The 21,520-nt window shown below is 38.7% G+C and carries 15 protein-coding genes and 1 pseudogene; 3 read left to right on the top strand and 13 right to left on the bottom strand.

Going from position 1 to position 21,520, the window contains the following annotated elements:
- Nucleotides 1-11 precede the first annotated feature (11 nt).
- From FYJ25_RS10920 to ileS, 4 genes are all read right to left on the bottom strand, one after another.
- Nucleotides 12-1,247, bottom strand: a complete 1,236-nt coding sequence (locus FYJ25_RS10920; protein ID WP_021907060.1) for a sensor histidine kinase — start codon at nucleotides 1,245-1,247, stop codon at nucleotides 12-14.
- A gap of 48 nt (nucleotides 1,248-1,295) precedes the next feature.
- Nucleotides 1,296-1,958 (bottom strand): cobalamin B12-binding domain-containing protein, encoded by a 663-nt coding sequence (locus FYJ25_RS10915; protein WP_021907059.1) that lies wholly within the window; start codon nucleotides 1,956-1,958, stop codon nucleotides 1,296-1,298.
- 289 nt (nucleotides 1,959-2,247) lie between these two features.
- Nucleotides 2,248-4,683 (bottom strand): glycogen/starch/alpha-glucan phosphorylase, encoded by a 2,436-nt coding sequence (locus FYJ25_RS10910; RefSeq protein ID WP_096241307.1) that lies wholly within the window; start codon nucleotides 4,681-4,683, stop codon nucleotides 2,248-2,250.
- A 210-nt stretch (nucleotides 4,684-4,893) separates the two neighbouring features.
- Entirely contained in the window at nucleotides 4,894-8,052 is a 3,159-nt protein-coding gene (ileS, locus tag FYJ25_RS10905) for an isoleucine--tRNA ligase (protein WP_330578343.1), read from the bottom strand.
- A gap of 435 nt (nucleotides 8,053-8,487) precedes the next feature.
- Here ileS and FYJ25_RS10900 point away from each other — a divergent pair, with 435 nt between their 5' ends.
- From FYJ25_RS10900 to FYJ25_RS10890, 3 genes are all read left to right on the top strand, one after another.
- Nucleotides 8,488-8,922: an SH3 domain-containing protein gene (locus FYJ25_RS10900; protein WP_154581311.1), complete on the top strand. Its 435-nt coding sequence runs from the start codon at nucleotides 8,488-8,490 to the stop codon at nucleotides 8,920-8,922.
- A gap of 5 nt (nucleotides 8,923-8,927) precedes the next feature.
- Nucleotides 8,928-10,373, top strand: coding sequence for a nicotinate phosphoribosyltransferase (locus FYJ25_RS10895; protein WP_021907055.1), 1,446 nt, complete (start codon nucleotides 8,928-8,930; stop codon nucleotides 10,371-10,373).
- A gap of 458 nt (nucleotides 10,374-10,831) precedes the next feature.
- On the top strand, nucleotides 10,832-11,473 hold the full coding sequence (locus FYJ25_RS10890; RefSeq protein WP_154581310.1) for a chloramphenicol acetyltransferase: 642 nt from the start codon (nucleotides 10,832-10,834) through the stop codon (nucleotides 11,471-11,473).
- A 579-nt stretch (nucleotides 11,474-12,052) separates the two neighbouring features.
- Here the strand turns inward: FYJ25_RS10890 and FYJ25_RS10885 are convergent.
- The 9 genes and pseudogenes from FYJ25_RS10885 to nadA form a co-directional block, all read right to left on the bottom strand.
- The gene (locus tag FYJ25_RS10885; RefSeq protein WP_055298544.1) at nucleotides 12,053-12,517 is read right to left on the bottom strand and encodes a hypothetical protein; all 465 of its coding nucleotides are present in this window, start codon (nucleotides 12,515-12,517) and stop codon (nucleotides 12,053-12,055) included.
- Nucleotides 12,517-12,879, bottom strand: a pseudogene (locus FYJ25_RS10880) (DUF3990 domain-containing protein); the annotation flags it as partial. The gene FYJ25_RS10885 and the pseudogene FYJ25_RS10880, both read right to left, overlap by 1 nt.
- Before the next feature lie 296 nt (nucleotides 12,880-13,175).
- A complete protein-coding gene (locus FYJ25_RS10875) occupies nucleotides 13,176-14,477 on the bottom strand; it encodes an SLC13 family permease (RefSeq protein ID WP_154581309.1) in 1,302 nt (433 codons plus the stop codon).
- 33 nt (nucleotides 14,478-14,510) lie between these two features.
- Nucleotides 14,511-15,434, bottom strand: a complete 924-nt coding sequence (locus FYJ25_RS10870) for an alpha/beta hydrolase (protein ID WP_154581308.1) — start codon at nucleotides 15,432-15,434, stop codon at nucleotides 14,511-14,513.
- 1,228 nt (nucleotides 15,435-16,662) lie between these two features.
- A complete protein-coding gene (locus FYJ25_RS10865; protein ID WP_154581307.1) occupies nucleotides 16,663-17,469 on the bottom strand; it encodes a helix-turn-helix domain-containing protein in 807 nt (268 codons plus the stop codon).
- 330 nt (nucleotides 17,470-17,799) lie between these two features.
- Nucleotides 17,800-18,312 carry a transcription repressor NadR gene (locus FYJ25_RS10860; RefSeq protein WP_021906356.1) on the bottom strand — a complete coding sequence of 171 codons (513 nt, stop codon included), beginning with the start codon at nucleotides 18,310-18,312 and terminating at the stop codon, nucleotides 17,800-17,802.
- Nucleotides 18,313-18,337: 25 nt separating this feature from the next.
- Complete coding sequence (nadC, locus tag FYJ25_RS10855) at nucleotides 18,338-19,189, bottom strand: carboxylating nicotinate-nucleotide diphosphorylase (RefSeq protein ID WP_096241312.1); 852 nt, start codon at nucleotides 19,187-19,189, stop codon at nucleotides 18,338-18,340.
- Nucleotides 19,190-19,237: 48 nt separating this feature from the next.
- Nucleotides 19,238-20,443 carry an L-aspartate oxidase gene (locus FYJ25_RS10850; protein ID WP_096241313.1) on the bottom strand — a complete coding sequence of 402 codons (1,206 nt, stop codon included), beginning with the start codon at nucleotides 20,441-20,443 and terminating at the stop codon, nucleotides 19,238-19,240.
- Nucleotides 20,444-20,463: 20 nt separating this feature from the next.
- Nucleotides 20,464-21,372, bottom strand: a complete 909-nt coding sequence (nadA, locus tag FYJ25_RS10845; protein ID WP_154581306.1) for a quinolinate synthase NadA — start codon at nucleotides 21,370-21,372, stop codon at nucleotides 20,464-20,466.
- Nucleotides 21,373-21,520: the final 148 nt, after the last annotated feature.

Genomic DNA, 21,520 nt, shown 5'->3' with positions numbered 1-21,520 from the left:
CTTCATTTTCTTTATTCCTGTACCAACGGCACCTTTATTGTTACCTTCATTCCCATAGAAGGTTTATTCTCACTTTCAATTACGAGAGCATATTCGTTTCCAAAGTAATGAAGCAATCTGGAGTTAATATTATAAAGTCCAACAGAGCCTTTTTCATTATCTTTATAGGCATCTCCACGCAAAACACTGACAATCTTTGAAGGTGACATTCCATCTCCATTATCAATAATATCAATGCATAAATCCCCATCTTCTTCTCTTCCGTTCACTTCGATCATCCCACCGGAAGCCTTATTCTCTACTGCATACTTGATTGAATTCTCTACCAGAGTAGTCAGGGAAAGAAACGGAAGCTTCACACTGTAATATGCTTCTGATATATTAATTGAATACTGCAGCCGGCTTCCCAGCCTGATCTTCTGAATCTTAAGATAATTCTGTACATGTGTCAGCTCATCTCGAAGTGAGCTTAACGGGTCTCTACTCTTTCTTAAAATGTAACGCATCATATCTGCAAATGCATATACAACATCTTCTGTCATCTTTGCATTTTCAAAAAAAGCAAGTCTTCCTATCGTGTTCAGCACATTAAAAAGAAAATGCGGGTTAATCTGATAATGCAGTGCTTTTAACTCGATATCCCGAAGAGACTTCTCCATCTCTATACGAAGCTTCTCTTCTTTCATGAGCTTATAATCCTTTTCGCGAAGTTCTGCATCTACCTTATTCGCATATTCTCTCTCCACAGAATAATTATAGCTATCACAGATAATCTGTGCCACAGCCTGAATCTTCTCTACAGATACCTCTTTTACCTGATTGTAGAGTTCAACCAGTTCCTGATTATCCTTCCAATCCTCGCTCTGTGTCGTAATCTTCTTTAAATCTGCAAAATCTGTGCTGGTAACCTGTCCGGCAAGGAAAGCTCCCACATACTGTCCTTTTATCATAATAGGAATTGCAAAATCAATCAGTCCTGCATGGCATATATATACATATGCTTTGCCAATCCTTCTTGCTTTCCGTCCTCCACAGGCATCACAATAGTAACACTTTTCACGAAATGCATCCAGCTCACGAAGCCTTTTACAAAAAGGTGTAAAATTACTCTGCTTTGTAATCGGTGTTCCGTTACAGTCTACCGTTACAAAAGCCAGGTCTGTCGCTTTTGCCCAGTTATCCTGCAGAGTTTGAAGTTCTTTTACATCTACTACGTCCTCAATATAGATATTATTCTTTTCCGTCAATGCTTTGTCCTCCAAACATCAGTATGATCCAACCTAACTGGTCAGAAATCAATGTTTCTTCTTCTTTCTATCCTTCTTTGTCAGATAACGACAGGCCTTCTCTGCGCAGTTACATGCATCCTCCGTATAACAGTCTGCTCCAATTTCTTTCGCCTGTTTCTCTGTAAGGAAATAACCGCCCACCATAAAGTAAAACTGATTCCGAATACCTTTCATCTCAAACTCTTCAACAACAGCTCTCATATCCTCTTCAGAATGAGGCATAATGCCGCTTAAACATACAATCTGAGCATGACTTCCCACTGCCTCCTCAAGAAATCTTCTTGGTGAAACATCCACGCCCAGATCAATCACTCTTATATTCTTACTCTCCATCATAATCTTTACAAGATTCTTTCCGATGTCATGTAAATCCCCTTTTACTGTTCCTATTATAACGGTTCCAATTTCTTTTTTGGCACGTCCCACACTATAATGCCGCAGAGTAGAAACACCTCTGTCTAGTGCCCTAGTAACGCTCAAAATCTCCGGTACTCCGACCTCTTCTTTTCGAAACTTCTCTGCCACTTGTTCCATTCCGGACAAAAAACCTTCCTCCAGAATCGTTTGCGGATTTGTTCCTTCTTCTAATGCCATTTTTACCAGATCTGAGACTCTTTTTCCCTGTCCCCTTTTCAGGGAATCAATGATTTCATCTATTGTTGCTCCCATCTTGCCCTCCAAAAATCTATCAGAGTGTTCCATGGCTTTATTTTATACTTTTTACACCTAAAAAGCAAATTATTATCGTATTTTTTGCAAAATACTTTTTTAAAATATAAAATTTAACTAATTTATTCTAGTAATCAATAAATTTTTTTATTCAAACAGGCAATAAAAACGGTAAAAAAAGGAATCGGGGAAATTTTAGGCAAAAAAAGAACCCCAAGAAAGAAAAAATCCCAATATTTGTAATCTTAGGATATTTTCTTTCTTAGGGTTCGTCTGTTTATTTAATAAATTACAGTGTCACTTTTTCAAGATGCCACATCTCTTTTGCGTACTCTTCAATCGTACGGTCAGAGGAGAACTTACCTGCGGATGCTGTCTGGAGCATTGCTGTTCTAGCCCAGTGCTGTTCATCGCGGTAAGCGGCGTCGATTCTGTTATGAGCTTCTTTGTAAGAATCGAAGTCTAACAGTGTGAAGTAAGTGTCTTTCTCAAGGAGTGCGTCGTAAAGTGCTCTGAACAGTTCTGGGTTCTCTGGTGAGTAGAATCCATTTACTAACTGTGTAAGTACCTGACGAACGTCCTGGTTGTTGTTGTATACATCTCTTGGATTGTAGTTTCCGTTTTTCTCATATTCCATTACCTGCTCTGCAGATAAACCGAAGATAAATGCGTTATCTTTACCAACTTCTTCTACAATCTCAACGTTAGCTCCATCCATTGTTCCTAATGTGAGAGCACCGTTTAACATGAACTTCATGTTACCTGTTCCTGATGCTTCTTTGGAAGCTGTGGAAATCTGTTCGCTGACATCGGCTGCTGCAAAGATAAGCTCCGCGTTAGATACGCGGTAATCTTCAATGAATACAACTTTGATCTTTCCGTTGATGGATGGATCGTTATTAATCTTGTCTGCTACTGCATTAATCAACTTGATTGTAAGCTTTGCTGTGTAGTAACCGGCTGCTGCTTTTGCTCCAAAGATAAATGTTCTTGGAACAATATCCATATCTGGATGTGCTTTTAATTCGTTATAAAGATACATTACATGAAGAATGTTCATTAACTGACGTTTGTATTCATGTAATCTCTTAACCTGACAGTCAAAGATGGAACGTGGGTCTACATCGATTCCGTTATGTTCTTTGATGTACTTCGCAAGACGTACTTTATTCTGGTATTTGATGTTCATGAATTCCTGCTGGCACTTTTCGTCATCTACATATACTTTTAAATGTTTAAGATGATCTAAGTTAGTGATCCAGTCATCACCAATCTTATCTGTTACCCAGCTTGCCAGTAATGGGTTACCATGAAGAAGGAATCTTCTCTGTGTAATACCATTTGTCTTGTTGTTGAACTTCTCAGGCATCATCTCATAGAAATCTCTTAACTCACGTTTCTTAAGGATTTCTGTATGAAGACGGGCAACACCGTTTACGGAATAACTTCCTGCGATTGCAAGGTGAGCCATTCTTACCTGTCCATCATAGAGGATTGCCATCTTGCGGATCTTCTCCTGATCTCCAGGATATTTGTTCTGGATTTCAATTACGAAGCGGCGGTTAATCTCTTCTACGATCTGGTAAACTCGTGGAAGTAATCTTGAGAAAAGCTCAATAGGCCACTTTTCAAGAGCTTCTGCCATGATGGTATGGTTTGTATAAGCACAAGTCTTTCTTGTAACTTCCCATGCCTCATCCCACTCTAAACCTTCTTCGTCAACGAGAATTCTCATTAACTCTGCTACTGCTACAGTAGGATGTGTATCATTCAGCTGGAATGTTACTTTCTCGTGGAACTTACGGATATCGTCATGTGTCTGTTTATACTTTGCAACTGCGCGCTGAACAGATGCAGAAATGAAGAAATACTGCTGTTTCAGACGAAGTTCTTTACCTGCCATATGATTATCGTTTGGATATAATACTTCACAGATTGTTCTTGCAAGATTCTCCTGCTCAACTGCTTTTTCGTATTCACCCTTATCGAAAGAATCTAAGTTAAAGTTATTGATTGCTTCTGCATCCCAGATACGAAGTGTGTTTACGATATGGTTGCCATAACCTACGATTGGCATATCATATGGTACGGCACGTACACTCTGATATCCCTTCTGAACGAACTTCTGTCTTCCATTATGCATCTCAACATCTACATAACCGCCAAACTTAACTTCTACAGCATACTCATCTCTCTTGATTTCAAAAGGATTTCCGTATTTAAGCCAGTTATCTGGTACTTCTACCTGATAGCCGTTCTCAATCTTTTGTTTGAACATACCATAACGGTAACGGATTCCACATCCGTAAGCCGGGTATCCAAGTGTAGCAAGAGAGTCAAGGAAACAGGCTGCTAAACGTCCAAGACCACCATTACCAAGAGCTGCATCCGGCTCCTGATCTTCAATAAGGTTCATGTCAAGTCCTAATTCCTCTAATGTTTCTCTTACTTCATCATAGCAAAGAAGGTTAATCATGTTGTTTCCAAGAGCTCTTCCCATAAGGAACTCCATGGACATGTAGTAAACCATTTTCTTGTCCTGTTTTTCGTATGCTTTGTGTGTCTCGATCCAGTTGTCAATAATGTCGTCTTTTACTGAGTAGGCAACAGCCTGATAAATCTGCTGTGTTGTTGCCTCGTCAAGATTACGACGAAACAGCATACGGACATTGGACTCTAATTCTTTTTTGAACTTTTCTTTGTCGAAAGTATCCTTTTTAATCAATGAACTGATCCTCCTAAATTATCTCGTGCAATCCTGAAATCTTTTTCGTGCCTGCTTTCGCTGACCAGAATCACGCGCCAAGTCTCGCGACTGCTCGACTTGAACAGTCAGCCTCAGATTTTGAGACGTACGTAGTACATACGCCGCAAAATCTGAGTGCCACTGGTCAAAAACTGCTCGCTAAAAACAAGTGTTTAAAAGGTTTTAAGATTACATTTTTTTCTCGACACCTAATCTTACTTTTTCTCCATTAATATCCCATTCCTTGGAATATCCACCTTCTGCGTCTACACACATATCGTCTGCCAATACATCATTCTTAATCTCATCAGCATATTTGGTCATGATTTCTTTAATCTTATCATTTCCATCTTCGTATACAGTAATGTGGTCTGTCACTTCAAAGCCGGCTTCTTTTCTCATTGTCTGTACTTTACTGATGATTTCTCTTACAAATCCCTCTTCCAAAAGTGCCGGTGTCAGATTCGTGTCGAGTACTACGGTAACTCCATGATCTGTCTGGGAAACATATCCTTCTTTCTGTGACATATCAATTAATAACTCTTCCGGCAATAACTTGATTTTATCATCGTTTAACTCTATTGTCAAAAAGCCATTTGCGTCTAATTCTTTCTTAGCCGCACTTCCGTTAAGGTTTGCTAAAATATTACGGATCTTTCCTAAATCTTTGCCGTATTTTGGTCCAAGAATACGCATCTGTGGCTTAAATGTATAGTCGGTAAGATCTGATACATCTTCTTTGAATATAACATCTTTTACATTAAGCTCACCTTCGATAATCTGTTTGTAGTAGTCTGTTAAAGCGGCTTCGCCATTTACAAACATCTGTCCGATTGGCTGACGATTCTTAATTCCTGAGGCGTTACGTGCTGCACGTCCAAGAACAACGATGTCAAGAACCTCACCCATATCTATCTCAAGTTTTTCATCGATCATCGCTTCATCTACAGCAGGGAAGTCACATAAATGAATACTTTCCGGTGCATCTGGATTTACGCTCTTTACAAGATTCTGGTAAATATCTTCTGTCATAAATGGAATCATTGGTGCAGATGCTTTAATAAACGTAACAAGTGCTGTATACAGAGTCATGTAAGCATTAATCTTATCCTGCTCCATTCCTTTTGCCCAGAAACGCTGACGAGAACGACGTACATACCAGTTACTCATGTCATCAACAAATGCCTGTAATGCCTTTGTTGTTTCCGGAATCTTGTAGTTTGCAAGACACTCATCCACTGTTTTTACGCATGAATTCAGTCTTGATAATAACCATTTATCCATAACAGATAATTTATCGTACTCTAATCTGTACTTTGTAGGGTCAAATTCATCGATATTGGCATAAAGTACATAGAATGCATACGTATTCCATAAAGTACCCATGAATTTACGCTGTCCCTCTGTTACCGCATCTGCGTGGAAACGGTTTGGCAGCCAAGGTGCACTGTTTGAATAGAAGTACCAGCGGATCGCATCTGCTCCATGCTGTTCTAATGCATCAAACGGATCTACGGCATTTCCTTTACTCTTACTCATCTTCTGTCCATTTTCATCCTGTACGTGGCCAAGAACGATTACATTCTTATATGGAGCCTTGTTAAATAACAGTGTGGACTCTGCAAGTAAGGAATAGAACCATCCTCTTGTCTGGTCTACTGCCTCAGAAATAAACTGTGCAGGGAACTGCTGCTCAAAAAGTTCTTTATTTTCAAATGGATAATGGTGCTGTGCAAAAGGCATTGCTCCTGAGTCAAACCAGCAGTCGATAACTTCTGGTACTCTCTTCATTGGCTTGCCACAATCAGGACAAGTCAGAGTAATCGCATCAATATATGGTCTGTGAAGCTCTACTGTACGTGCTTCTGGATTTCCGCTCTTTTCTTCTAATTCCTGACGGCTTCCGATACACTCCATCTTTCCACAGCCTTCACACTGCCATACGTTTAATGGTGTTCCCCAGTAACGGTTACGGGAAATACCCCAGTCCTGAATATTATTTAACCAGTCACCAAATCTACCTTCACCGATGCTCTTTGGAATCCAGTTGATCGTATTATTATTACGGATCAGGTCATCTTTTACTGCTGTCATCTTGATGAACCAGGATTCTCTTGCGTAGTAGATCAGTGGTGTATCACATCTCCAGCAGAAAGGATAATCATGCTCGAACTTAGGCGCATCGAAAAGAAGGCCTTCTTTATCTAAGTCAACAAGAACCTTCGGATCGGCATCTTTTACAAATAATCCGGCATAAGGTGTATCTTCTGTCATATTACCTTTTCCGTCTACAAACTGAACAAATGGAAGGTCGTACTTTCTTCCAACCTGTGCATCATCCTCACCAAATGCAGGAGCGATGTGTACGATACCTGTACCGTCTGACATAGTTACATAATCTGCACATGTTACAAAATGTGCTTTCTTATGCTGTTTTTCCGCAGCTTTTGCAGCACCTTCAAATAATGGCTTATATTCTTTATATTCAAGGTCCGTACCCTTATATGTTTCAAGAATCTCATAAGCTGGTGTTTCTTCTGTTCCAAGTCCGCCAAGAACCTTATCTAATAATTCTTTTGCCATGTAATAAACATAACCGTCTGCAGCCTTTACTTTACAGTAAGTCTCTTCAGGGTTTACACAAAGAGCCACGTTACTTGGAAGTGTCCAAGGAGTTGTTGTCCATGCAAGGAAATAGGCATCCTCACCAACAACTTTAAAACGAACAACTGCGGAACGTTCCTTTACAGCCTTATATCCCTGTGCTACTTCGTGAGAAGATAAAGGTGTTCCACAACGAGGGCAGTAAGGTACGATCTTAAATCCTTTATAAAGAAGACCTTTATCCCAGATTGTCTTTAAAGCCCACCACTCAGACTCAATAAAGTCATTGTTGTATGTTACGTATGGATTATCCATATCAGCCCAGAAACCAACCGTCTTTGAGAAATCTTCCCACATTCCTTTGTATTTCCAAACAGATTCCTTACACTGGCGGATAAATGGATCTAAACCATACTCTTCGATCTGTTCCTTTCCGTCAAGACCAAGAAGCTTCTCTACTTCAAGTTCTACAGGAAGTCCATGGGTATCCCATCCAGCCTTTCTTGGAACCATATATCCCTTCATTGTACGGTAACGAGGAATCATATCCTTAATAACACGAGTTAAAACATGTCCGATATGAGGCTTACCATTCGCTGTTGGCGGTCCATCGTAGAAAGTGTAAACAGGGTCACCTTCTCTTGTTTCGATACTTTTCTTAAAAATATCATGATCTTTCCAAAACTGTGCAGTTTCTTTTTCTCTCTCTACAAAATTGAGATTCGTGGATACTTTCTTATACACGATACGTCCTCCTTAATTTAGTCATTTTAATTTAACTATTTTTAGATTAAATAAATTTATATTATTATGCCCTATGTGCAGACCAGACTTTCCAGCAAAAAAGAAAAGCTCCCATCCCCAGTAAAAGGATGAAAGCCTGAACTATCATTATACCACCTGTACATACTGACATATGCTTCTCTGCTAACGGTGAGATTCCGTCACTGCTTACTGTAACTCTTCAGCAGTGCAACTCAGGAGTGATGTTCAGATATTCTCTACTGACAACGGGTTCCCACTATCTCCGTCTCACTGAAGCGTTCGCGAATTCTTACTGTCTCCATCAACGTTTTTATCACAGATAATCATATACTAGGCAGAATAAATTGTCAACAAATTTTCTTTCATTTTACATTATATTATGCTACAATACTCCTTAATTAGAAAGGAGTTCCTATGTTTAAAAAACTGATTGTATCTTTTCTTTGTGCGATTGTTGTTGCATGCACCGTCCTTGGCGGATTTTGCCTGCTGTATTTTTCCATTCCTAGCCAGAAGGCAAAGGCATCTATTTCCCTGCCTTCTACTGTAGAAGATAGCGAGAATGCAGCGGAATCTACTACTGAAGATACTGATTCTGAGAATAAGAATGTTTATGTGGCTGATGTATACCAGTCTCTCACTCTTCGTTCCGAAGCTAGTGCAGACTCTGATGCAATTACTGATCTTGAACCGATGACACATCTTGAAGTTCTTGAATTTACTGCCGGCACGAATTATGCATACGTTGAAGTCTTAAGCGGAGAAAAAAAGAGCTACAAAGGCTATGTAAACAGCGATTATATTACTAAATTAGGAGAACCAACCGTTCGTATTGGAACAGAGGAGTAAGAATTATGTTTTCTAACAATTTAACTATGATGACTGACCTGTATGAGCTCACTATGATGCAGGGATATTTTTTTGAAGGCAACAATGATACCGTTGTCTTTGATGTTTTTTATCGTAAAAATCCATCCGGCAGCGCCTATGCCATTGCCTGCGGACTCGATCAGGTAATTGATTATATAAAGAATCTGTCATTTTCTTATGAAGATATTGATTATTTAAGAGGACTCGGTATTTTTAAAGAAGATTTTCTTTCCTATCTTGCCGGCTTTCATTTCAGCGGAGATATTTACGCAATCCCAGAAGGAAGCGTTGTATTTCCTAAAGAACCACTTGTCAAAGTTATCGCTCCTATCATGGAAGCACAGCTTGTCGAAACCGCTATTTTAAATATTATCAACCACCAGAGTCTCATCGCAACAAAGGCTTCTCGTGTTGACTATGCTGCTGGCGGCGGTGTCATGGAATTTGGTCTTCGTCGTGCACAAGGACCAGATGCCGGAACACTCGGTGCAAGAGCTGCCGTTATCGGCGGATGTACCGGTACTTCTAACGTACTTGCCGGAGAACTTTACGGTATTCCTGTTCAGGGAACACATGCACACAGCTGGATCATGAGCTTTCCGGATGAGCTTACTGCCTTCCGCACTTACGCAAAGATGTATCCGGATGCCTGCATCCTTTTAGTAGACACTTACGACACCTTAAAGTCCGGTGTTCCACACGCAATCGAAGTATTTAAAGAGATGCGTGATGCAGGAATCACATCCAAACTTCTTGGAATCCGTTTAGACAGCGGCGATATCGCCTATCTGTCCAAAAAAGCCCGCAAAATGTTAGATGATGCAGGATTTACAAATGCGATTATTTCCGCTTCCAGCGACCTTGACGAATACCTGATCAACAGTTTAAAAACACAGGGCTGTACGGTAACTTCATGGGGTGTCGGTACCAACCTTATCACTTCATCAGATAACCCGGCCTTTGGTGGTGTATACAAACTTGCCGCTATTAAAAAGCCTGGTGACAAAGAATTCACCGCCAAGATTAAGATTTCCGAAAATCCGGAAAAGATCACAAACCCAGGCAACAAAACAATCTATCGTATTTATGATAAAGAAAGTAGTAAGATTAAGGCTGACTTAATCTGCCTCGTTGGTGAAACATTTGACCCTTCAGAAGATTTAAAGATTTTTGATCCAATCTCCACCTGGAAAAAGTCCATTCTTCCAGCAGGCAGCTATCAGATCCGCGAAATGCTCGTTCCAATATTCTTAAACGGACAGTGCGTCTACTCCTCTCCTGCTGTTATGGACATCAAAGCATACTGCCAGCAGGAACTGAATACACTGTGGGATGAGAACAGAAGACTGATGAATCCTCAGACTGTATATGTGGATCTTTCACAGAAACTGTTCGATCTGAAACACAAGTTATTAGGAGACGAAAAATAAATACGAATTTGTAGATTTCGTATAGACGAAAAAAGAAATACTGGCATATCCCATCTGCTCTATAGTCGCTGTGTTTAAAATGCTCGTTCGCATCTTAAACACGCTCCGAAGCCGCATCTGGGATATGCCAGTATTTCTTTTTTCTGGTTATTCTAAATTTACAGTTGGTGAAAAAGGGGATTCTCCAGAAGTGGGTATATTTTTGTCGATCATAATAAGAACGATTGTTAATATCTATGAAACGAGAAATTGTATTGGCAATGAAAGACCAGAAAAAAATGACTCCTGCAATTGAAAAATTTATAGAATATTTAAAATATAGGAAAAGAATCCCGGCTATATAATTAATGGTCAAAAAAGAAAAAACATTGTATAATAAATATATCTTAAGAGTAAGTATTGTATAACATTTTTTAGTTTATCAACCAGAAAATATAACACATGGAGGAGGGTTACATATGACTGGCTACAAAAAAATTAATATGGAGACCTGGGCACGCAGGGAACATTACGAATACTATACTAAACAATTAAAAGTTGAATACAATATTACCGCTAATGTTGATGTAAAAAATGTATTGGATTTTTGTCATTCAAAAGGTTACAAGTTTTACCCTGCTATGATTTATCTTGTTACTAAGACATTAAACCGCATCGAGAATTTTAAAATGTTTAAAGATAAATATGGATATCTTTGCGCCTGGGACAAAATCATTCCGAATTATACCATTTTTCATAATGATGACCATACTTTTTCTGATTGCTGGACAGATTTTTCCGAAGATTTTGATACATTTTATCAAGATATCCTAAAAGATATGGCTACTGCCGCAACGAAAAAAGGGATTAAAGCAAAAGAAGGACAACCTGCTAATTTTTACTGTATATCCTGTACGCCATGGACAACATTTACCGGTTATGGCAGCAGAGTCTCTAATGGCGAACCTTCTTTTTTCCCAATTGTATTGATGGGAAAGTATACGCAGCATGGCGGAAAGATGTTGATGCCTGTTAATATCACAATTGCTCATGCGGTAGCAGATGGATATCATGTGGGATTATTCTTTCAATATCTCCAGGAAGAAATTAATAACTACTAATTTGTAGATTTCGTGTAGACGAAAAAAGAAAAAATTAATACATCCCATCTGCTCTGTAGTCGCTGTATTTAAGATGCTCGTTCGCATCTTAAACACGCTCCGAAGCCGCATCTGGGATGTATTAGTTTTTTCTTTTTTCTGACTATCTAAATCTATGGTTTAACAACATGGAATGTGCCAGAAGGCTATGGTCTTCCGGAAAATTAAATTCTAAAGGATTGACACTCAAATTGTTATCTTTCCAACATAAATCACTAATTTGTTATTTGTTATCAAAACCAAACAGCCGCTAAAACAAAATTCTATGCTGAATTGTAAGAAGATACCCCTCTTCTGGAGATTTTCATTCCAAATAAAAACCACAGACTTCTGGACAATCCCCCTCTCCCATCCAAGATTTAAATACTAATTTCCTTCTGGAGCCAAAGAGCAGAAAAGCAAAAATTGGATATAAAAGAAAATGTGATGTCGGAGCGAATAAAAATGCCGAGCAGGCATTTTCTACGAAGCGACTATCTTCACATTTTCTTTTATATCCAATTTTTGCTTTTCGTCTCTCTAGTCCATCAAATTAGTATTTTATAATATTTTATTTTGAATAAAACACTCAAATATATAACTTGGATTTTCATAATAAACACTACTATTATAATCATCTATTTTGTCACTAATAAAAGAATGATATACTTCAATAATTGCATCTACTACGTCTATCTTTTTTTCTAAAGCCACTTGTTTTATCAAGCGCTTATATACTTTTCCGATATCCCAATGGGAAGGAACCGCATACTGACATTCCCCCACATTATCAAAATTTCCAACGGAAATTTTTGCTTCTTCAATAAAATCATCACTCACCCGCTCTATATTATCGCTATGGTAAATATCCGCTAAGTCATATATTTTTGCAATGCGTTCTTTGCCTAATGCATCTACCACTGCTACTCTCTTATTTTTTGTTTTTCTGGCAATATAGTCAATAAGTGAACATGTATAAAATAAGTCGTTGTCTTTCTGGCTTTCTCTTCCCAGTTGTCTTTCCATCATCTCGTCTCCTCATATCCTCTATATTCTAAGCATTTTAAAGCTTCTCGTGTACAAAAATTAATCTGATGCGTTGGATATTTGAATTTAGCTAACACCCAGAACTGTTCTCTTGTAATGGTTCCATCAATATAATCTGAAACATAATTATAAATCTGATCATTTGCCATCGCTCCTATTACAATATCATATTGATGCGGTTTTCCTGAACGACAATCAATAATAAAATCTAACCATTCATCTGTCATATCCTTAAATTCTTTTATATTTAAATGCGTATTTAACCTTACTTCGTAAATAGAGACGATTTTATCATCATATCTTTTCGCCCACCTTTGAGCCTGTTCCTTTATAACTGTACAAGAAACGAAAAGGATTCCCCAGAAGTATACAATTTCTATTCAAATGGAAAACTCCAGAAGAATGCGTCAATCCTTTAGACTTTAATTCCCCGAGAATCCATAACCTTCTGGAAAATCCCCATTCTCGCCAACTGTAGATTTAGATAGCCAGAAAAAAGAAAAAAAGAATACATCCCAGATGCGGCTTCGGAGCGTATTTAAGATGCGGACTAGCATCTTAAATACAGCGACTACAGAGCAGATGGGATGTATTCTTTTTTTCTTTTTTCGTCTACATTAAAACTATAAATCAGGATTTACAGTTTTAGTACATGGAAGAGTACTGCTGTTAACACAACGATTGCATTTGTAACTGTCTGAACCGGTACTGCTTTCTTACAGTAGTGCTGTACATCCGTTTCTGTCAATGCACATCCAGTATAAGTGGAAGAGTTCGTTGGTGTAGAACTTGTTGCAAGTGACAGGTTACATACAAACGGTGCAATAATTGCAACAGCTGGAATTCCAAATCCTGCGCCGATAGAAATAAATACCGGATACAGAGCATTGAAGATCTGGAATGGTACAACGTAAATGATGACAACGCACAGAAGAAGCATGATAACGTGAATGTATCTTAACAGGAAAGATGGACAAACCTGCATAAGTCCGTTTGAGAGGGCTTCTACCATACCTGTGTTATTAAATACTGCCTGATATACATTAATTGCAAGGAGCATGAGCAGGATGTTTAAGTACATTGGTCCAACTTTGTTGAATATTTCTCCGAAATTGTCTTTGTAGTTGATCATTGCAGTGATTACTGTTGCAAAAATAAATACGAAGTATGGTGCAATGCCAAAGATTCCGAGTGCCACAAGGCAGAGAATGAAGATGATCAGGTTTACCCAGAAGAGTTTTGGTCTGCAGTTTGGATTCTCCTCCTGTTGTGCTGCAGCTTCTATGTTTGTAGTAACTGCCTGAAATGTTCCGACACGTCTTTTGTGTTTGATTCCAAAGTAGATCCACTGGAAAATGATCGCCGGAATGAAACATAATCCCCAAGGCATAGATGCGGATGCGAGCTCATTGGCATCTAAACCGGCAGAGGAAGCTGTGTATGCCATTCCGATTCCCCAAGGGATAAAGCACATTGCGGACATGGCTGTCTGTGCAATGATGAAAGCCGCTTCTCTATCAAAGTCAAACTTTTTATACAGAGGAACCATCAGTGGAAATGTAATAAGATATGCAGGTGTGAAGTTACCTGTCAGGATACTGAAACCGCCGATGAGGGTTGTCAGAACCATTATAACAATTACATTCATCTTATTTCCGAGTTTTGTTGTGATAGCGGAAACAATCGTGTCGAATACACCGGCTTCTGTAAGCATCTGGAAATACAGAAATGCAAACAAGAGCATAAATCCAGCCGATTTCATCATGGAAGCAAGCTGTTCTACGATGAAAGTACTTGTTTCTTCTATGGAATGCCCAAGAATCAGTGCACAAAGAACCGGTGCAATGAAAAGGACAAAGTTAAATGGAAGTTTTTTTGTTATAACAGTGGCAACTACAATGAGAATCAGAATAAATGCCATGACTAAAGTAGCGTTCATAAATAAATCCTTTCGTTTATTATAGTTATTTACTTAAATATGTTTTTTAAGAAATTCATCTACAATGTTAAGATTTTCAGTTGTCCAGAAAGCGTTATCGCCATGAACCGCATTTTCCAGCATATAGAATGTAACGTCTTTTTCTTCTTCGCGAAGTTTTTTGTAAAGGCGTACGCTCTGTCTCCAAGATACGGTGTCATCCCCTGTTCCATGCATCATAAGGATTGGAGGAATTGGTGTATCCTTTTCTACATAATTAGCGCAGGTGACTGGAACAGAAAGTTCAGGATGTTCATAAACATTATTGCCACCGATTAATTTTCCTTCTGGGCTGTCTGGCTCGCCCTGATTTAAAGTGGTAGGGAAGTCCTCTTTCTGACGAACGTCTGTCACACCGTAAAAATCAACGATTGCCTTTACTTCGCAAGAAAATTCATTGTAATCTTCTGTATCTAAAATGTCCTGTCCGGCAGTGATTCCGGCGAGTACAGCAGTATGTCCGCCACTGGAATCTCCCATGATGAAAATGTTATCTACATCGATATGATATTCTTCTGCGTGTTTTCTTAAAAATCTTACGCCGGTTTTTGCATCCTGAATCTGTGCAGGAAAAGCAGCCAGATCACTTTCTCTATACTGTAAAATAGCCGTTACAAAACCTCTTCTTGCAAGATCAGCCATAGCGGAAAGACGTTTATACTGATCCTGCTTCAGCCATGCAGAACCTTGCACATAAAGAATCGTCGGATATTTCTGCTGTGCGGATTCCGGTTTTACTTCTGGTACGAGCATTTGTAATGTGCGCTCACCCTCCGGACGTGTAACATAAACAACGTCATGTTTATAAACATGGTAGATTTCCTGACCAGTTGCCTTTATATGATGAACTTCTTTCATCTGTGGAACTGCCTGGAAAAAGGTTTCAAAATTTGTGTTTTTGATTTCTTCTGGTGTCATTTGTATGTCCTTTCTAACTCTTGCTTATGTCGGAGTATATACAGTAAAATATGTATTTAAATTACAGGAGATATAAACTCGAACAGCTTATATTGTTAATTATATAACTATGTCTTGCTCGCAGGTCAATCTGTCAAAATATATAAAAATCATAATAATTTTTGTATAAAATAACGAAAAAATTTTTGTAACTAACAGTAAAAGTGTTCGAGCTGTTTCTTTAAATTTGGGAATTTTTTCAAGTGAATAAAAACAGTTTCTGAGTGTATCAATGGTTTAGAAATAGTTTAGAAAATGATAAAAAACCTGTGAGCGGCTCACAGGTTTTAGACTTTAAACAACTATTTGATTCATTAGAGGAAAGCAGACGAAAAAAGAAATAATACCCTATCCCATCTGCTCTGTAGTCGCTGTGTTTAAGATGCTTATCCGCATCTTAAATACGCTCCGAAGCCGCATCTGGGATAGGGTATTATTTCTTTTTTCTGTGTTTTGGCAGGATAAGGGGGGAGAAGTCAGAAGTCCTCTACTTGCTCGGAAGATGTATCGTCCAGACGATTATTTTCTTTCTATAACAAGTAGAAAAGAAAAAGGGCTTGTCATTTTACAAAAAATAAAGTAGTCACCTTTAGAGTTATCTTGCTACGAGATGTGCATCATGCAACGTATGACACGCATTGATAAAAGCGATGTATTGCGACAATATAATGATAAATGTATCATGTACAGCGATAAATTGCAGTAGCATCTTATCATCAGTGAAACTTGAAAAAAGTCAGCATAGTGGAGAGAGCATCGCAACTGTAATGTGAGAGCAAGTAAAAATGCGGGCAGGCATACTTTCTGGGTAGCAGGAGTCTTCTGACCTCTCCCCCTTATCCCTCCCAAAGACTATTGAATTCATTCACGTGAAGCCAACAAACAGAAAATAAAAATACTAGACCATTGCAACTGTAATGTGGGAGCAAGTAAAAATGCCGAACAGGCATACTTTCTGGGTAGCAGGAGTCTTCTGACCTCTCCCCCTTATCCCTCCCAAAGACTATTGAATTCATTCACGTGAAGCCAACAAACAGAAAATAAAAATACTAGACCATTGCAAATGTAATGTGGGAACAAGTAAAAATGCCGAACAGGCATTTTCTACGCAGTGATATCTTTACAGTTGCAATGGTCTATTCTTTTTATTTTCGTCTGTTCCCTAATGAATTAAATAGTAAAAAACCCGTTATAATGGAAGCTGTATGCGAAAATAGTCTTTCCTTTCCCCAGTTTCATCAAGAGTAATCCGCAGGCGGAAGCCATACACAGAAGCTTTAGGAATACCGGATTTATATTCATTATAATAACGAAGGAACTCGTTAATCAAGTCTCCCTCAGAAGCGTAATGGTCTCCAAGGCATAGGTAAGCAGTAAACATTCTGCCTCCGGAAATCTTTTCAAATCCTTTTTTATCTTTCATGAAATCATTATCCGTATCTACAGAGATTCCATGTCCCCATGAAAATGCAGAAAGATCTCCTTTGAAGTACTCGGGAGAAAGTTCCAGTAAAGAGCTGCTTTTAGGAGCATATTCTGCGAGATTGATTCCATCGGATTCACAGGAGGCCTCATCCATGTAGTTCAGTCCTTTTGTCTGACGGCGAAAATAAAAGTCAGGGCAATCCTCAATGTACCATTTGCCAAGTCTGCGGTCCAAATCGGCCAGTTCTTTTCGATAATTTTCTATAAGTTCACGAGTATTTAGTAATTCCGTTACCTCTGTAGCAAGTTCCTGACTTCTTTTTTCAAGAAGTGACGAAAGAAGAGCATTATCCCCTTCTTTAAGAAGAAGCTGGATGTCTTTTAAGGAAAATCCCATATTTCGATATTTCATACATTCATAAATATCTGTACAGCTTTTTACATCGTAGGAACGATAATTGGATTGTTCTCTTCTGCTTGAGGAAATCAACCCCAGTTTTTCGTAGTATTTAATAGTATGGACGGATACGCCGGTAAATTTAAAAAGCATTCCGACAGTTTTTTCATTCATGATTTCACCTGCCTGTATATTTGGTATTACTGTAATTGTATAATTCCCCTTTGATACCAGATTGCTACGTGCCTTACACTCTCGCAATCAAGCTTGCATCGGCTTTCTGACTTTTGACTCTGGTATCATTACATTATAATAGATACCACTGAAAAGTAAAAGCAGGAATATATAGAATCGGCTGTGAAATCCATAGAAGTTATTATATATTTAAAAAACGGACAACGCCAGAATAATATGCGTTGTCCGTTTCTTTAATTATGAAGCATTATTTTGAGTCATTACAAAATGAAATACAGACAGATATTCTTTTGTAATCATACAAACTGCTTATACTTCTGTAATCAAGTATCCTTTTTCTTCAAGTGTTTTTTCAATCAAATCGAGTGTTTTTTCGGAATCTGCTTCTACTGTATGGTAATGGTAGTTAGATGTGATGTTTTTAAGAGGGCTTGACTTGCCGTTCTTAATATCATCGATAAATGCCTTTACTTTTAATCGGGAAGAAATGCCAAGTGGGGCTTCCATATGACCGTATACCCGGTGATTGACCATTACGTTTACAACAGTGCCGCCTAAATCCACAATCGAGTAAAGTTCATCTTCTGTCTGGGCATCTGTGTGACTGACTTTAAATACTCTTGTAATTGCATGCGGAGCATTCAAAATGTATCCACGGTTGGTAGAGATAATGTCATAACCTGCGGTACGAAGCAGAGCGATATCCTGCACGATTACCTGACGGCTGACATCATAAAGCTGTGCCAGAGTCTTACCGGAAATTGGTGAAGTGCTGCTTTTTATTGTATTAATTAATTCTTCTCTTCGTTTCGAACCAGTCATTGTGTATCATTTTCCCTTTCATTAATTACAGAGCGTGAAGATTCTTCAGTGAAATATCAAGAACAGGTGCGGAATGAGTCAGCGCACCACTTGATATATAGTCTACTCCAAGAGAAGTCAGATGGTCAATATTTTCTTTTGTTACATTACCAGAACATTCTGTTTGAGCACGTCCGTCAATAATACGAATCGCTTCTTTCATTTCCTCAACAGACATGTTGTCAAGCATGATAATATCCGCACCAGCTTCTACTGCTTCTTTTACCATTTCAAGATTTTCAACTTCAACTTCTATCTTACGTACAAATGGAGCATATTCCTTTGCCATCTGCACAGCCTTTGCTACGCTGCCTGCTGCACCGATATGGTTGTCCTTTAAAAGAACCCCATCGGAAAGATTATAGCGGTGATTAAATCCGCCGCCGGCACGAACAGCATATTTTTCAAAAATACGCATGTTAGGGGTTGTCTTTCTTGTATCTAAAAGCTTTGTCTTTGTTCCTTTTAAAAGAGCAGAAACCGTATGTGTGTAAGTGGCGATTCCACTCATACGCTGAAGATAGTTCAGTGCAACACGTTCACCGGATAAAAGCACACGAATATCTCCGGTAACTGTTCCCATGAGCTGTCCCTTCTTTACGGCATCCCCATCTTTACAGAGAAATTCTGTCTTTGTGTTCTCATCTAATAATTCAAATACTCTTTTAAATACATCCAGTCCGGCAACAATACCATCCTGCTTACAGATGAGCTGTACTTCACCTTCTACAGCCTCTTTCATAACAGAGTTGGTTGTAACATCCTCGCTGGAAATGTCTTCCTGCAGAGCGAGACGAATCAATTCGTCTGCCTGAAGTTTCATGGAAATTGTATTCATAGGTAGTTTCCTTTCTATATAAATAATACATAAATTTATACGATAAGTTTATACAGCTGCAGATTCACTGAAGTCTACAGGTTTAACGGTCTGTTCTAAACCACAGATCTTACGTGCGGCTCTTTTTGCAAAGACAAGACTTTCAAGAAGAGAGTTACTTGCCAGACGATTCGCTCCATGTACACCATTACAACTTGTCTCACCAACAGCATAAAGATGGTCCATAGAAGTCTTGCTGTCACTGTCTACCCAGATACCACCCATAAAATAATGCTGTGCAGGGACAACCGGTATCCACTCTTTTAATACATCATATCCCTCTTCCAGACATCTCTGATAAATATTAGGGAAATGATTGAGAATCGTCTCTTTATCAATATGTTCCATAGAAAGCCAGACATGATTGGTTCCGTCTTTTTCCATCTGTGCCTTGATTGCTTTCGTAACAACATCACGTGGAAGAAGCTCATTTACAAAACGTTCTCCGTTCTTATTATAGAGAACCGCACCTTCTCCACGTACCGATTCAGAAATCAAAAATCTTCTTCCCGGTTCTTTGGAATAAAGAGTGGTAGGATGAATCTGAACATAGTCAAGATGCTCTAAACGAATCCCATGCTTCTTAGAAATGTCTAACGCATCTCCTGTCAGATGAGGGAAGTTTGTGGAGTGCTTATAACATCCACCGATACCACCGCTTGCAAAAATCGTATCCTCAGCATGGATGTGCATGATCTCGCCATCCTTTGTCTTAGCGATAATACCTGCACAATGTCCGTCCTGTACAATAATATCTGTCATGGTCGTATATTCATAAATCGTTACATTCGAAAGCTTTTTCACCTGTGCAAGAAGCTTGCTCGTAATCTCCTGTCCTGTGATATCCTCGTGAAAAAGAATTCTCGGTCTGGAATGTGCCCCTTCTCTTGTATAAAGAAGTTTATCACCGTCATGAGCAAAATCAACACCATAACCAATCAGGTCATGAATAATCTCCTGAGAACTGCGAATCATAATGTCAACTGATTCTTTACGGTTCTCGTAATGCCCTGCCTTCATCGTATCTTCAAAATAGTTGTCATAATCATTCTCATCTGTTAAAACACAGATACCGCCCTGTGCAAGAAAAGAATCACTGCTCTCTAAATCTGATTTGGTAATCATAATAATATTTTTATCTTTTGGAAGATTTAACGCAGAAAATGCACCGGCTACACCTGTACCGACTATTACTACATCTGTCCTAAAATCCATTGCTGTTTACCTCCTGCTTACTACTTTGCAGCCAGCTCAAGCATCTTTTCGAGAGGTTTTTTAGAATTCTCTCTTAAAGCATCACTGACATGCACTTCATTCTCTCCTGTCTTCAATACATGGAGAATCTTCTCTAAAGTATTTTTCTTCATATTCGGGCAGACTGGAAGCCTGTCTGGATAATAAAATGTCTTATCTGGATTCTGTGTCTTTAACTTATAACCAACACCTTCTTCTGTACATACGATAAATTCCTGACAGTCACTCTCTGTAACATAATTAATAATGCCGGAAGTACTTCCAACATAATCTGCCATTAAGAGAATAGACTCCTGGCATTCTCCATGGGCAACAATCTGTGCATCTGGATGCTGTGCCTTTACATTCGCAACATCTTCCGCCTCAATACGCTCATGTGTCGGGCAAAATCCATTATTATAAACAAAATTCTTCTCCGGTACCTGACTGGCAACATAGTGAGCCAGATTACGGTCAGGAATAAAGAAAATATTCTTCTGCGGCAGTTTCTTTACAATCTTAACTGCATTTGCGGAAGTAACACAAACATCAGAATACTCCTTAAGCGCTGCAGTAGAATTGATGTAACATACTACTGCAAGATCATCGTATTCTGAACGAACCTTCTTGATTGTCTCGATTTCTGCCATATGCGCCATTGGACAATCCGCATTCATATCCGGCATTAAAACGGTCTTCTCTGGATTTAAAATCTTTGCACTCTCGCCCATAAAGGAAACACCACAAAAAACGATTGTCTGCTCCTTTAACTTTGTAGCAACCTTGCTCAAATAAAATGAATCTCCTATGTAATCAGCAATCTCCTGCACCTCAGGACGCACATAGTAGTGTGCAAGAATCACTGCATCTTTTTCTTCTTTTAACTTCTTTATTTCTTCTACAATTGTCATGAAATACCCTCCTGTAAGGTATGGGTACTGTAAAGTTTTACAGTCCTATTTTTGTTTAAAACCTTATATTTTCAAGGATTTCATCACTTTTTACGAATAAAAAAGCAATGACCCCCTTTTTCATGTATAATGTAAGTGACCAAACTCA

Source organism: Anaerobutyricum soehngenii (assembly GCF_009697165.1).
GTDB classification, from domain to species: Bacteria; Bacillota; Clostridia; order Lachnospirales; family Lachnospiraceae; genus Anaerobutyricum; species Anaerobutyricum soehngenii.
Note: the sequence above shows the minus strand (reverse complement) of the source record. Positions and strands in the feature narration are given on the sequence as shown.

What these genes read in the sequence shown, in the direction of transcription:
- FYJ25_RS10860 (WP_021906356.1), bottom strand. Translation starts at nt 18,312, where the DNA reads ATGACTGGTTCGAAACGAAGAGAAGAATTAATTAATACAATAAAAAGC.
- FYJ25_RS10850 (WP_096241313.1), bottom strand. Translation starts at nt 20,443, where the DNA reads ATGGATTTTAGGACAGATGTAGTAATAGTCGGTACAGGTGTAGCCGGT.
- FYJ25_RS10915 (WP_021907059.1), bottom strand. Translation starts at nt 1,958, where the DNA reads ATGGGAGCAACAATAGATGAAATCATTGATTCCCTGAAAAGGGGACAG.
- FYJ25_RS10875 (WP_154581309.1), bottom strand. Translation starts at nt 14,477, where the DNA reads ATGAACGCTACTTTAGTCATGGCATTTATTCTGATTCTCATTGTAGTT.
- FYJ25_RS10895 (WP_021907055.1), top strand. Translation starts at nt 8,928, where the DNA reads ATGTTTTCTAACAATTTAACTATGATGACTGACCTGTATGAGCTCACT.
- FYJ25_RS10900 (WP_154581311.1), top strand. Translation starts at nt 8,488, where the DNA reads ATGTTTAAAAAACTGATTGTATCTTTTCTTTGTGCGATTGTTGTTGCA.
- nadC (WP_096241312.1), bottom strand. Translation starts at nt 19,189, where the DNA reads ATGAATACAATTTCCATGAAACTTCAGGCAGACGAATTGATTCGTCTC.
- FYJ25_RS10870 (WP_154581308.1), bottom strand. Translation starts at nt 15,434, where the DNA reads ATGACACCAGAAGAAATCAAAAACACAAATTTTGAAACCTTTTTCCAG.
- nadA (WP_154581306.1), bottom strand. Translation starts at nt 21,372, where the DNA reads ATGACAATTGTAGAAGAAATAAAGAAGTTAAAAGAAGAAAAAGATGCA.
- FYJ25_RS10865 (WP_154581307.1), bottom strand. Translation starts at nt 17,469, where the DNA reads ATGAATGAAAAAACTGTCGGAATGCTTTTTAAATTTACCGGCGTATCC.
- FYJ25_RS10885 (WP_055298544.1), bottom strand. Translation starts at nt 12,517, where the DNA reads ATGGAAAGACAACTGGGAAGAGAAAGCCAGAAAGACAACGACTTATTT.
- FYJ25_RS10890 (WP_154581310.1), top strand. Translation starts at nt 10,832, where the DNA reads ATGACTGGCTACAAAAAAATTAATATGGAGACCTGGGCACGCAGGGAA.